Below are 14,324 nucleotides of genomic sequence, written 5' to 3'. Positions count from 1 at the left end.
AATAAAGTGATATATCAAGTTATAATCTAATCATCACGAAACTATCACGGTAGACTTTCAAGTAGTTATTCTAGCCTAAAAAATAGAAGAAATCAAATTCAACGCACTTATTACTTGCTGGTTGCCGTCAGAATTTCACATATTTAAGGCTTCAACTATAAAAAACTATGACAATAAAAAGAACGCTGATTTTATTGACTTTCATTCTAGCATGTTCCATTAGACTACCTGCTCAGACAACAACTGATAAGCAATTAGAGTCCTCTATAAGGGAGTTGGCGATGTCTTTTCAAGGAGATATCGGGATATACATTAAAAATCTGAAAACTGGTGCTTCGGTGGAAATCAATTCAGACTCCATATTTCCTACTGCCAGTATTGTGAAGATTCCCATTCTCTTGGCTGTCTTTGACAAGATAGAAAAAGGAGAACTGCATTACCGAGAGCCACTTATTTATCGGGATTCAATCAAATATGGCGGATCGGGCATCATGCAGTTTTTTAAGGATTCTACCCAAACTGATCTAAGTACTTTAATTGCCCTTATGCTCAGTTATTCTGATAATACCACTTCACTTTGGAACCAGGCACTTGCTGGTGGAGGTGCCCAAATAAATGAGGTAATGGAGCAATTAGGCTATAATAATACGAGAGTAAACAGTCGCACTCCTGGGAGAGAAAGTATCTGGGAAAAATACGGCTGGGGTCAAACCACACCAAAGGAGATGGCGGATATCCTTGAAAGGTTAAACAACAAAGAATTAATCAGTCCTGCTGCCTCCGAGCAGATGTACCGATTGCTATCCAACACTTTTTACACCGATTATGCTTTAGCTGGAATTCCGGCAGGGATCAATGTGGCAAGCAAACAAGGAATGGTTGATGCGTCTCGATCAGAGGTGTTTTTGGTTAATTCGCCACAGGGAGATTATGTCTGTGCTATTTTCACTAAAAACAATAAGGATCAAAGATGGGATCATGACAATGAAGTATGGGTTCTGACTAGAAAAATCTCCAATCTGATCTGGAACCACTTCAACCCAACTCAGCCTTATTTGCAACCTGAAGGATTCGAAAAATATCTGGAAGGGCTAAGCTATTGAGGGAATCAAATCTCAGCTTTAGCCAGCTCTTCTATTTTCGACTGAAGAAATTTTAGATTCTCATCCTTTCCTGGCTTACAAAACCTGAGTGCATAATCTGTATGATAGTGATGACCTATCATGAATTTCTCAGAGTTTCTCAACCAATCCAAAAGATCCACAGGCTGGTTGTTTAGCTGCTCATATTCCTTCTTCAACAGCAAAGTTTGAGTATAACATTGATCTGAACTCAGATGATAAAGATCAGCATCGCAAATTATTGATTCAATAAGATTCATAGGTTGCTGCGGGACTTTGGTAGCAAGTATGGCACCACAAATAGCTTCTATTCTTTCTTGAGCTATGCCAAAACTCTTTAAAAAGATTCGTGCAAAATCAGCACCTCTTTCCTCATGATCCAGCGCCACCCCATCCCAATAGCCAACGTCATGTAACCAGCCAGCAAAAAATAAATTCTCCAGCTGATCCTGATCCAATTGATTGTATTCTCCGATCTCCCTCACCTTATCTACTATGGATAAAGTATGGTCAATATTGTGATAGCAAACGTCAGGATTTATTCGCTCAACAAACATTTTTCTAATAGAGCTTTCAAAATTATCTAGATGTATATCCACAGGCTTCAGGGTGATTTTTAAAAATTTTATTGCAACTAATTTACTGTTTATATTGACTTCAAAAGCTTTAAACAATTGAATTTTAGTTATTTAAAATATTTATCACTCAGACTTGAGTATCACCATCTACATTTCTATCCCAAAGTGCAGCTTTTTAGCGCCCTTATAAATTACCAAGAACTTTAAAGATTTGGCCAATCACCACATTTTCTAAAATTGCCAAATTTTAATTAATCTAAGGTATTGTAGGGAGAAGCTGAAAGTAAACGACGAATTTATTGCACAATCATTAATAAATTCTGCAATTACAGCGATTAAAACAATAATAATGCTCAATAGGTCGGTAAATGAGAAGTTATATATTTGCTCAATTAACATTTTCAAAATTAACAGTACGACATACTTTCTTTATGGAACAAGCTTTAATTTATGTGGTCCCTGCGTTGGGACTGGTGGGCCTCATCGTGATGGCCATTAAATCCGCCTGGGTAACCAAGCAGGAAACGGGTGACAAAAACATGATGGAGCTTGCGGGCTATATAGCGGACGGAGCCATGGCATTTTTAAAAGCAGAATGGAAAGTCCTAAGCTATTTTGCGGTCATTGCAGTGATTCTTTTGGTATGGTCAGGAATGTCTGTGGAGACATCCAGTCCAGTTATCGCTGTTTCCTTTCTTATAGGAGCTGTTCTTTCAGCTTTGGCAGGATATATAGGGATGAATATTGCCACCAAAGCGAATGTGCGAACCACTCAAGCAGCCAGAACTAGCTTGAAACACGCCCTTAAAGTATCGTTCACTGGAGGTTCTGTAATGGGACTTGGTGTAGCTGGATTAGCAGTATTGGGTCTTGGCTCACTTTTTATTCTGTTTTACAACATGTATGTACTCAGCAGTCCAGGTGCTGGAGTGAATGGCTTAGAAATGGAAAAAGCACTTGAAGTACTTGCAGGTTTTTCATTAGGTGCTGAGTCAATTGCACTTTTTGCACGTGTGGGCGGAGGTATTTATACCAAAGCTGCTGATGTGGGAGCTGACCTGGTAGGAAAGGTAGAAGCTGGGATTCCTGAAGATGACGTGAGAAATCCTGCAACAATTGCAGATAACGTGGGTGATAACGTGGGTGATGTTGCTGGAATGGGAGCTGATTTGTTTGGTTCTTATGTTGCTACGATCCTTGCTACTATGGTGTTGGGACGTGAGATTGTTTCGATTGATAATTTTGGAGGTATTGCCCCTATCCTACTCCCAATGGTGTTGGCTGGTTTGGGAATCGTATTCTCTATCATGGGAATGTTCTTTGTGACTATCAAAAATGATAAAGGGGATGTTCAGCATGCCTTGAACATGGGTAACTGGTCATCAATTGTATTCACTGGCATTGCCTCATTTTTTGTAGTGAAATATATGCTTCCAGAGACCTTGTCGATTCGAGGCTATGACTTCACCAGGATGGACGTATTCTATGCAATTATCCTTGGTTTGGTTGTGGGAACTTTGATGAGTATTATCACCGAATATTATACTGCAATGGGCAAACGTCCAGTAAAATCTATTATTCAACAGTCAGCAACAGGTCACGCGACTAATATCATCGCAGGTCTTGCTGTAGGAATGGAATCTACGGTTCTACCTATTCTAGTTTTGGCAGGTGGTATCATGGGATCTTATGCTTTTGCAGGTCTTTATGGAGTAGCGATTGCGGCAGCAGGTATGATGGCCACTACGGCTATGCAACTTGCCATTGATGCTTTCGGACCTATCGCGGATAATGCAGGTGGTATCGCAGAGATGAGCCAGCTTCCAAAGGAAGTGAGAGATCGTACGGATATTTTGGATGCTGTAGGTAATACTACCGCGGCCTCAGGAAAAGGGTTTGCCATTGCTTCAGCTGCATTGACTTCCCTAGCATTATTCGCGGCATTCGTTGGCGTGGCCGGCATTGATGCGATTGATATTTTCAAAGCACCAGTATTGGCAGCTCTATTTGTAGGCGGTATGATTCCATACATTTTCTCTTCCTTGGCTATTGCTGCTGTAGGTCGAGCAGCAATGGACATGGTAAATGAGGTAAGACGCCAATTCCGTGAAATCCCAGGGATCATGGAATACAAAGCCAAGCCTGAATATGAAAAATGCGTAGAAATTTCCACTAAGGCTTCTCTTCGTGAAATGCTACTTCCGGGAGCTATTGCTTTGATCACTCCTCTAATAATAGGTTTTGGTTTCCAAGATGTATTTGAGCAAGTTTCCTCCGCAGAAATGCTTGGTGGATTACTCGCTGGCGTGACAGTCTCCGGAGTATTGATGGGAATGTTCCAATCAAATGCCGGTGGCGCATGGGACAATGCGAAGAAATCTTTTGAAAAAGGTGTTGAAATTGATGGTGAGATGTATTACAAAAAATCTGAACCACATAAAGCTTCAGTAACAGGTGACACGGTAGGTGATCCTTTCAAAGATACCTCCGGACCATCTATGAACATTCTGATCAAATTGATGTCTATCGTTGCGTTGATTATTGCACCACATATCAGTCAAAGACCCCTGGCCGAAGGAATGTCTGAGAAAGTAGAGATCAAAAAAGAAATTAAGTATGAAGACGGAAAAAAAGTAGTGACTGAAACGATCACAGAAATAAAAAAAGTGAATTAACCAACACACACTTTTTCCTCATATGGAAAGACTGCCTAACTCAAGGCAGTCTTTTTTTTTGAACTCAGCTACAGCTGATTAGCTTACTATTGCTTGTATTCAAAATAAAATACTGCAAAAAAACGCAAGGACAAATATTATTTGAGTTGGTGCAAATTATTATCAATCTGACAAAAATCAAGTTAAAAAAATTTAAATAAATGATCATTTATACTTAATTTATGAATTGATGGCATTATCAAACAGTAAGAAGTGATTGATTTTGATTCATTTGGCTGAAAATGGATAAAAGTAACGGCGCATATCAACACAGTATTTAACTAATCACCAATGATTAAATCATTTGACCTACAAATTTCTTGCAGTTTACCTATCTAAAAATCATGCAAGGAATTGCAACACATCTTTAAAAACCAATTGATAAACTATAAACAACTAAACACATGAAGAAAAACTACGCAATGACATTGCTTTTTCTTTTGGGGTTTCTGGCAAGCGTACCGCTTTACGCTCAGCAAACTGTAAAAGGAAAAGTCATTGCCCAGGAGGATGGGGAACCACTTCCCGGGGCAAGTATTTTGATCCAAGGTACCAGTACCGGCACTGTCACTGACATCGATGGGTATTATAGCATCGATGTCCCAAATGCAGATGCAGTGTTGGTTTTCTCTTTTATAGGCTTTAATTCAAAAAGTCTACCAGTAGGCTCTGCAACTACCCTTGATGTAGTTTTAGCTACATCCGCATCTGATCTGGATGAATTTATCGTAACGGCATTTGGTATATCTCAGGAGAAAAAATCCTTGGGATATGCTGCTCAGAGTATAGACTCTGAGGCAATCACCTCCACACGGCAACAAAATGTGGTCAATGCGCTACAAGGGCAAGTGGCAGGAGTGCAAGTGACCAGCTCTGGAGGAGCTCCAGGCCAGTCTGCCCGAATCATCATCCGAGGAATCAACTCGCTGGACCCTTCTGCTGATAATCAGCCACTCTTCGTAGTGGATGGTGTGCCGGTGGATAACTCCACCACAGAGGCGGCAGATGATAGAGCTGTTAGGGGCATGACCAACCGGATTGCAGATATAAATCCTAACGATATCGAAACGATGTCTGTTCTTAAGGGAGCGGCAGCCACAGCGCTTTATGGTGTCAGAGCTGCAAACGGAGCGGTAATCATCACCACCAAAAAAGGAAAAGCCGGAGAAATACGAGTGAATTTTAATAGCTCCGTCGGTTTTGACAACTTGGTCAAAAAACCTCGACTTCAAGATGAATATGGTCAAGGATTCAGTGGTGCAAGACAGGAAAATAGTTTCTGGCCTTCTTGGGGAGCAAATATTGCCGAGGAAAATGACCCAAACTACGTCTATCAGGACAACTGGAATAAAGCGTTCAACACAGGAACACTTATAGACAATAGCCTTAGCGTATCAGGGGGAAGCGACAAAGCCACCTTCTACGGCTCATTTGGACGATTGGATCAGGAAGGAATTATTCCTTTTTCGACTTGGAGTAGAACTACTGCCAAGCTTTCCGGTACGGTAACAGCCAGCGAGAAATTCAACTTCTCAGGATCAATTAATTTCACCAACTCTGGGGGTAACCGGGTACCGCACGATCGATTCTTGGAGCGAATGATGTACTGGTCGGAGACTACAGATGTAAGCGACTACATCAACGAAGACGGCACCATGAAAACCTACGGGAATACGAATCCAATCTATGATGCAAGATTCGCCACGTATGAGGATGATGTGAATCGGGTCATTGGAAATGTCAACTTCAATTATAGCCCAACAGATTGGCTTACTTTTTCTTACAGATTAGGTGCTGACTTCTCTAGCGACAGCAGAGAAGAAATCACACCAGGTCCAATGGGCATAGATGGCTCGCTAGCACTTGATCCACTAGGTCGAATAGAGGAAACTCGAATCAACAGCCGTGACCTGACTTCAAACTTCTACATCACACTCAAAAAGCAGTGGAATGAAAACTGGAATACCCAACTGAGAGTTGGAAATGACGTCTTCGAGCGACGATTCGACCGAGTGACTGCCACCGGAGAGGACTTCGTTATTCCCGGTTTTTACAACTTGAGCAATACCACTCAAATTTTTGCAGGTCAATTAAAATCAAATCGACGATTGGTTGGATTCTATGGGGATTTGATGGTCGATTATAAGAATTTCATTTTCTTAAACGTGACCGGCAGAAACGACATCTCTTCTACTCTGCCAACGGATAATAATTCATTCTTCTACCCTTCAGTGAATTTAGGATATGTATTCAGTGAAAATTTCGAGCTTCCGAGTTGGGTTACCTTTGGAAAGTTAAGAGCCTCTTGGGCACAGGTAGGTAAGGATACCAATCCGCACGTCTTGGGCGCATTCTTCGTAGCTCCGTCTGTGTTTCCTTTAAATGGGCAAGTCGGATTCTCCAAAAACTCAGTATTCGGCGATCCAAACCTTAGACCAGAATTGACTACTTCTATAGAGTTCGGAACTCAGTTTGCTTTTTTCAATAACAAAGCAAACTTGGATGTCACCTACTACAAGTCAAATTCAAGAGATCAAATCATCCCTGTACCGATATCAGATGCTACTGGCTTCTCTTCGTACATTACCAATGCAGGTGAGATCGAAAATCAGGGTTGGGAAATCGTAGTTGGCGGTACACCTATTGAGCGTGGCGACTTCAGATGGGATGTCAGTGCCAACCTCACCACGAACAGAAATGAGGTAAAAGCAATCCGTGAGGGAATCGATCAAATAGTGATCGGTAGCCAGTTTGGATATGTAGGGTCCACCGTGACTATGATTCTAAAAGAAGGCCAAGCTTATGGAAATATCTACGGAAGCTCCTACACAAGACCTGGCGCAGTGGAAGGCACCGAAACACTAGATCGTGATCTTCCACAGTTGATTGGGGCAAATGGTTTTCCAGCAAGAAATGGAAATCAATTGATCTTGGGAAATGCAGTACCAAAGCTATTTGGAGGAATTCGCAATCAATTTTCTTATAAAAGTTTTGAATTTTCCTTCCTAGTCGATTTCAGATCTGGTTTAGAGCAATACAATCAGTTTGGCAACTTCCTTTCTGCTTTCGGTAAGCAAGAAGATTCAGAACGAAGAGACCAGACTATAGTATTCCCTGGCGTATTGGCAAACGGAGAACAAAACGAGAAGCCTGTGTTTTTGGGCCAAGGCGTGGGACCTGATGGCGTAAACTACGGTGCGGGATATTGGAGAAATTCGGTAAGAGGTGTTTCTGAAAACTTCGTAAATGATGCCACTTTTATCAAGTTGAGAAACATCACACTGGCTTACAATCTCAGTCCGGAACTTATAGAGCGTACGCCATTCCGTACCGCGCGATTGTCAATTGCAGCTAACAATATTCTGCTTTATACTCCCTGGGACGGATTTGACCCGGAGTCGTTTTCAGCAGGTGCAGGCGGCAATGCCGTAGGATTTACCGGACTTGGATTTCCGGGTGTGCAGAGTTATTTCGTCACCCTAAATCTGGGACTATAAACCTCTAAAAAATCAGAAATATGAAATTACATAATAAAATAAGATCAATATTGGGCGCATCCTTAGTCCTTTCGGCTTCGGCTTGTGAGAGTTTCCTTGATGTAAATACCAACCCCAATAGTCCAGTGGATGCACCGATCTCAGGATTGATGACCAATATTACCTATGAGACTTCTCTCAACGTGTTTAGGAGCGGAAGTGCGGTAAGCAACTATGTGCAATACTTAGCGTCACCCAACCCGGATAGTGGTTCGGATACCATGGAACCTTTAAATTTTAGTGGAACATGGTTCAGCTTATACAATGTCATGACTGACTTGAATGAGATGAACATTAAAGCAGAAGAAGCTGGTTCGCTTCATTACCTGGGAGCAGGTCAAGTACTGTTGGCTCTGAACTTAGGCATGACTGTGGATTTATTCGGAGATGTGCCATTCTCTGAAAGCTTCAACTTCACCACCGTTACACCAAAGTATGACGATGATCAAGTACTTTATGGCAATGTGATCAGTCTACTGGATCAAGGAATAGCGAATCTTCGGGCAACCTCGCAGACTTCTATCGGTGCTGATGATTTCATTTACGGAGGCGACATACCTACCTGGATCAAATTTGCACACACATTGAAAGCAAGGTATTTGATTCATTCCAATGGCGGCTCAGGTTTCAGCGCTGCGGAAGTTTTGGCTACCGCTGCGGCAGGCTTTACTTCGAATGCTGATAATGCAGAGGTGATCTTTTTCGAGCAGCGATTCAATCCTTGGGCTCAGATCGCCATTAATAATGAGGCCTTACTATTGGGTGGATGGATTTCGGAGCAATTTATTGAGGCATTGGATGGCACTTCTTATCCAGTGGTTGACCCACGTCTCCCATTGATGATCGGCACTACAGATGCAGGCGAGTTTGTGGGTACAGAAAACGGCGCAGGCAGAGGAAATGCACCAGAGCAAGGAGCCAGATCCACACTGATCGAAGATCAATTCTACACTAGGACTGTTTCTCCGCTTTTGATATCGACTTTCTCAGAGTTGAAATTTATCGAAGCAGAAGCAGCTTTTGCCACGGATAAGCCTAGAGCTTATCAGGCTTATTTGAATGGAATCGAAGCCCACATGGATATGTTGGGAGTGACCACAGTTGCTAAAACAGCCTACTTGACAGCACCAAGTGTGGCGGTAGGAGCTTCAGCCTTGACTATGGATTTGATTTTCAAAGAAAAGTGGGTTGCCTTGTTCCTGCATCCTGAGACTTGGAACGATGCCCGAAGATTTGATTACGCTTACAAAGACTTTAGCCCACCGGCTAATCTCAATCCAAATCTTGGCGGAAGTTTAATCAGAAGATTGGCTTATCCTGATAGCGAAGTGAGTAGAAACGGTGCAAACGTACCGAGCGTATCCTTGCTTGACAGAGTTTGGTGGGATCAATAACCTTTAAATCTCTTTTAAAGTCTCCTGCATCTAAGCGGGAGACTTTTTTATTTAAATTGAATTGTAAAAAAATCACGATGCAAAAACTCTTACTTGCCTGTCTAATTGTCCTCAGTTCCTGCACTGTTCAGCGCATCAACAAATCCCTCACCAATTCTGAAGTCTTCGACAAGGGTCATTTGGGTTTTATGCTCCTTGACCCAGATAAGGACAAAGTACTCGTGGATATCAATTCAGACAAGTATTTTATTCCAGCTTCCAATACCAAACTATTTACATTTTACACATCCTATACCGTCTTAGGTGATAGTTTGGTAAATGGCTTGAACTACCTTGAAAAAGGAGATTCACTTATTTTCTGGGGTACCGGTGATCCGAGTCTCTTGCATCCAGATTTGAAGAATGAAGTAGCCGTGGATTTTTTGAAAAGTCAAACAAAGCAGCTCTATCTGCTGGATAATTTTGATCAGGTGGACGCATTCGGCTCAGGCTGGTCATGGGATTGGTACAACTCCTACTATGCGGCAGAGCGCTCTGCTTTGCCACTTTATGGCGATATTGTGCGCTTCGCAAAAGAAGAAGGCGATAGCACTTTCAGCATATACCCTACCCGATTCTCTTCTTCCTTAGTAGAAACTCAGCCAAGAGGCAACTCAAGCTCAAGCTTTCGAAGAGATCATCTTGAAAACAAGTTTAAATACTTTGTGACAACTGAGGCCTCTGACAAAAGATTTGAAACGGATATTCCATTTATTACCTCAGCAGATTTCGCAGCCCAACTACTTTCAGAGGAAATAGGAAGGGAAATAACCGTAATCAATAACTCAGAGTATTTCACAGAAGAACCTAAAAAGTTACTTACTGCCTCAGCTGATAGCATCTATTCTCAGATGATGAAAATCTCTGACAATTTCCTTGCGGAGCAGCTTTTGCTACTGGTTTCAGACCAATTAGAAAACAAACTAAGCACTGCTGATGCCATTGCTTATGCAAAGGAAAATCTTTTGGCAGACTTACCTGATGAACCAATTTGGGTAGATGGATCGGGCCTTTCTGCCAAGAATATGTTCACACCTAGGAGTATCATCGCTTTACTTGGGAAGATCAGAGCGGAAGTTCCTTTGGAGAAAATCAAAGCTTATTTCCCAGCAGGCGGTGAATCAGGGACGATACGAAATTGGTATCCTTCAGACCCTGGTCAGCCTCCTTACATCTACGCCAAAACGGGGACACTCTCAATGAGTAATGCACTCAGTGGCTACTTAGTTACCAAAAGCGGCAAAATCCTGCATTTCTCCTGCTTGATGAACAACTATGCCATTTCAGGGTCCGAACTTAAAACTGAGCTAACCAAAGTACTTTATTACATACACGATAAGTACTAAATTCCATTGATGAAATTAAACAGGCCGTAAACATGAGCGGGAATCCAGACGTGAACAACTACGAAACGCTTAAAAGCCAGATTGGGGAGTTATTGATTCTCGGACGAGAAAATGCTGGCAGAGCTGTCAACACTATTCTCGTCCAAACCTACTGGCATATTGGCAAGCATATCGTAGAGTTTGAGCAAGGTGGCAATGAGAAATCCGAATATGGAAGTTCTGTTTTAGATCGACTTTCCAAGGATTTGACTTTAGAGTATGGAAAAGGTTTTAGTAGGTCGAATCTATTTCTGATTAGGCAGTTTTTCCTGAAATTTCAAAAAATCCAGACAGTGTCTGGACAATTGAGTTGGAGTCATTTTTGTGAAATTCTTAAAGCAGATAATGCCCTTGAAATCAGCTTTTACACGAAGGAATGTGAAAAGGAAAAATGGAGTGTCCGCGAACTAAAAAGGCAAATGAAAAGTATGCTTTTTCACCGATTGGCACTATCCAAAGACAAAGATGCCGTATTAAAACTAGCTGAAAAAGGAAGCGAAATCCAGAATCCAAAAGATTTACTCAGAGATCCATATGTTTTTGAATTTCCCGGCCTACCCGACCCAATGACCTTTTCAGAAAGCGATTTGGAAAATAGGTTAGTAGCCAATCTTCAAAACTTCCTGCTCGAACTGGGGAAAGGCTTTGCATTCATAGGTCGACAATACAGGATCACGCTTAGCAACAGACATTTTTTTGTTGACTTGGTATTTTATCACAGAATTCTAAAATGCTTTGTACTCATTGATTTGAAACGGGGAGAAATTGACCATCAAGATATTGGGCAAATGAACCTCTATCTCAATTACTTCCGAAAAGAGGAAAACACAGAAGGAGACAACGCTCCAATCGGTATTGTACTTGGCGCTTACAAGGATCAGATTTTAGTAGAATATGCCACCGAAAATATCAGTAATCAATTATTTGTCAGCAAATACCAGCTGTTCCTACCTGATAAAGAATCTCTTGCCAATGAACTAGAAAAAGTTCTGCACCAACAATCAAACACTTAATCCTCCCACTATGAATAATAAAACCATGAGATTTTTAGCCAAACAAAACACGATCTCCCATTTTCCGATTTACCTCCTTCTTTTCACCATTTACTTCCAACCCTTCAATCTCCACTCCCAATCCTTCACCATGGAGCAAGTCGGAAAGTTTAGCTTTCCTTCGGAGCTCACCTCCTCTCCCTCTGGCGAGAAACTAGCCTGGGCGATGAACGAACAGGGAAAGCGGAATATCTATTATGCAGAAGGCCCTACTTTTGAACCTAAACAACTTACTGAATTCAACGAAGACGACGGACAGGAAATCAGTAGTTTGCAATTCACTCCAGACGGGAAATGGTTGGTATTCGTGCGAGGTGGAGATCATGGAGGCGGCAATTCTTCCTCCACAGTCAATGCGCAAAACCTACCTGAACTCCCAAAAGTCGAGATCTGGAAAATCAATCTTGCCGAAGGTAAAACCGAAGCTATCACCAAAGCAGATGACCCTTTCGTCGGCTCTCCTCATCAATTAGGCTACCTCAAAGGAGGACAAGTATGGACAGTGGATATGGAAAGTTCCTCTAATCCATCTCAGCTTTTTGAAGTAAAGGGAAATGTAAATTATGCTCAGTATTCACCTGATGGTTCTAAACTGGCTTTTGTATCTAACCGTGGATCGCATTCTTTGGTAGGGATTTATCGGGATGATTCAACTTCCATCCAATGGATCGCCCCTTCCTTTCACAGAGATGCTCTACCTCAATGGTCGCCTGATGGAAATCAAATTGCTTTCATAAGACTGCAAGGTGGAAAAGGCGCAGCCTTCCCAGTGTTAGCACCCACACATACTCCGTGGGAAATCTGGGTTGCAGATGCTACAGACGGAACTGCAAAAAAACTCTGGAAAGCTCCCGAAACGCTTAGAGGTTCATACGCTTATCCGTTTTTCTCATTCAGTGCAGATGGTAATTTGGTTTTCCAATCTTATGAAGATGGCTGGCAGCATTTGTATTCTCTCGACATAGCTTCAGGGAAAACTACTTTACTCACGCCTGGTGATTATATGGTGGAGCAAATTAAAATGAATTCAGATAAATCAAAGCTGATTTTCTCAGGAAATACTGGCCCACAACCTCAGGATTTAGATCGTAGGCATATAGGCACAATAGACATTTCCAGCAAACAATTAACCTGGGAAACAAGCGGCGAAGGAATCGAAGCATACCCGGTATGGATAGGGAAAGAAGGCGCAACCGCCTATTTCAGTGCTACGGCACAGCGCTCACACCTGATTGCAGTGAATGACGGAGCAAATACCAAACTTTTACAAGAATCCATTATCCCAGCTGATTTCCCTCAAGCTTCTCTTGTAGTCCCCAAGCAAGTGAAGTTCACTGCTCCAGATGGCACCACGGTCTATGGACAGCTATTTGAAAAAGAAGGTGGGCCGAATAAAAAGCCAGGAATCATCTTTGCCCATGGTGGGCCTCAGCGTCAGATGCTTTTGGGTTGGAGTTATATGGATTATTACTCCAATACTTATGCTCTGAATCAATATCTAGCCGAACTTGGATTCGTGGTACTTTCGGTGAATTACAGATTGGGCATTGGTTATGGCTATGAATTCCACCGTCCTGCAAATGGCTATTACCAAGGCGCAGTAGAATACCAAGACATCAAATCAGGAGGTGAATTCCTTGCAGCTCTTCCACAAGTCGATGCAGATCGAATCGGAATTTACGGGGGCTCATATGGAGGATATTTAACTGCATTGGCTTTGGCAAGAGATTCAGATTTATTTAAAGTTGGCGTCGATATACATGGAGTTCATGATCTGGATGGTCGATATGATCTGCCAGAAACTTATGAAGTTGCTCCTGATTTAGACAAAGCCAAAAAGATTGCGTGGGAATCTTCGCCAATTGCAGATTTGGAAACTTGGACGTCTCCAGTACTTTTTATTCATGCGGACGATGATCGAAATGTCAGCGTAAGTCAAACTGCTGATTTGATCCGAAGATTTGAGGAATTGGGCAAACCCTATCAATCCATTCTCATTCCTGGCGATACACATCATTGGATGAAGTGGTCAAACATGATCAAAGTGGATCAGGCTACTGCTGATTTTCTCAAAAAATATTTGATGGATTAAAGGGATTTGCATGATTCAATTACAATACATCCATCATATTGCTATCATCTGCAAGGATTATGGGCGTTCCAAAAAATTCTATACTGAGGTTCTGGGACTTGAGATAATCAGAGAAGTTTATCGTAAGGAAAGGAAATCTTACAAGTTAGACTTGAGTCTGAATGGGAATTATATTATTGAGCTGTTCTCTTTTCCTTCACCGCCGGATCGTGTATCCAGGCCAGAAGCAGTTGGATTGAGGCACTTGGCATTTTCAGTGAAAAATCTGGAGGAATGTATCTATCATTTAAACGAACATGAGGTAGCTGCTGAACCAGTTCGAGTGGATGAATTCACAGGAAAGCGATTCACATTTATCGCTGATCCAGATGATTTGCCGATTGAGTTTTATGAGGAATGAGATCATGGGATAA

The 14,324-nt window shown here is 41.9% G+C and carries 9 protein-coding genes; 8 read left to right on the top strand and 1 reads right to left on the bottom strand.

What is annotated here, in order from left to right:
- Window positions 1-167: 167 nt before the first annotated feature.
- Window positions 168-1,103 carry a serine hydrolase gene (locus BVH04_RS06200; protein WP_205635804.1) on the top strand — a complete coding sequence of 312 codons (936 nt, stop codon included), beginning with the start codon at window positions 168-170 and terminating at the stop codon, window positions 1,101-1,103.
- Between the two features lie 5 nt (window positions 1,104-1,108).
- Here the strand turns inward: BVH04_RS06200 and BVH04_RS06195 are convergent, their stop codons facing one another.
- A complete protein-coding gene (locus BVH04_RS06195) occupies window positions 1,109-1,720 on the bottom strand; it encodes an HD domain-containing protein (protein ID WP_140160536.1) in 612 nt (203 codons plus the stop codon).
- A gap of 410 nt (window positions 1,721-2,130) precedes the next feature.
- On the opposite strand from BVH04_RS06195, the gene BVH04_RS06190 reads away from it, so the two are divergent.
- The 7 genes from BVH04_RS06190 (at window position 2,131) to gloA2 (ending at window position 14,311) form a co-directional block, all read left to right on the top strand.
- Window positions 2,131-4,374, top strand: a complete 2,244-nt coding sequence (locus BVH04_RS06190) for a sodium-translocating pyrophosphatase (RefSeq protein WP_086540548.1) — start codon at window positions 2,131-2,133, stop codon at window positions 4,372-4,374.
- A 443-nt stretch (window positions 4,375-4,817) separates the two neighbouring features.
- Window positions 4,818-7,910, top strand: a complete 3,093-nt coding sequence (locus tag BVH04_RS06185; protein WP_086540546.1) for a SusC/RagA family TonB-linked outer membrane protein — start codon at window positions 4,818-4,820, stop codon at window positions 7,908-7,910.
- Between the two features lie 20 nt (window positions 7,911-7,930).
- Window positions 7,931-9,343, top strand: a complete 1,413-nt coding sequence (locus BVH04_RS06180; protein WP_086540544.1) for a SusD/RagB family nutrient-binding outer membrane lipoprotein — start codon at window positions 7,931-7,933, stop codon at window positions 9,341-9,343.
- Window positions 9,344-9,420: 77 nt separating this feature from the next.
- Window positions 9,421-10,728 (top strand): D-alanyl-D-alanine carboxypeptidase, encoded by a 1,308-nt coding sequence (locus BVH04_RS06175; protein ID WP_086540542.1) that lies wholly within the window; start codon window positions 9,421-9,423, stop codon window positions 10,726-10,728.
- Between the two features lie 32 nt (window positions 10,729-10,760).
- Entirely contained in the window at window positions 10,761-11,780 is a 1,020-nt protein-coding gene (locus BVH04_RS06170) for a PDDEXK nuclease domain-containing protein (protein ID WP_086540540.1), read from the top strand.
- 10 nt (window positions 11,781-11,790) lie between these two features.
- Entirely contained in the window at window positions 11,791-13,911 is a 2,121-nt protein-coding gene (locus BVH04_RS06165; RefSeq protein ID WP_240510845.1) for a S9 family peptidase, read from the top strand.
- A 10-nt stretch (window positions 13,912-13,921) separates the two neighbouring features.
- A complete protein-coding gene (gene gloA2, locus BVH04_RS06160) occupies window positions 13,922-14,311 on the top strand; it encodes an SMU1112c/YaeR family gloxylase I-like metalloprotein (protein WP_086540538.1) in 390 nt (129 codons plus the stop codon).
- Window positions 14,312-14,324 lie beyond the last annotated feature (13 nt).

Source organism: Algoriphagus antarcticus, from assembly GCF_002150685.1.
In the GTDB taxonomy this organism is placed as follows: Bacteria; Bacteroidota; Bacteroidia; order Cytophagales; family Cyclobacteriaceae; genus Algoriphagus; species Algoriphagus antarcticus.
Note: the sequence above shows the minus strand (reverse complement) of the source record. Positions and strands in the feature narration are given on the sequence as shown.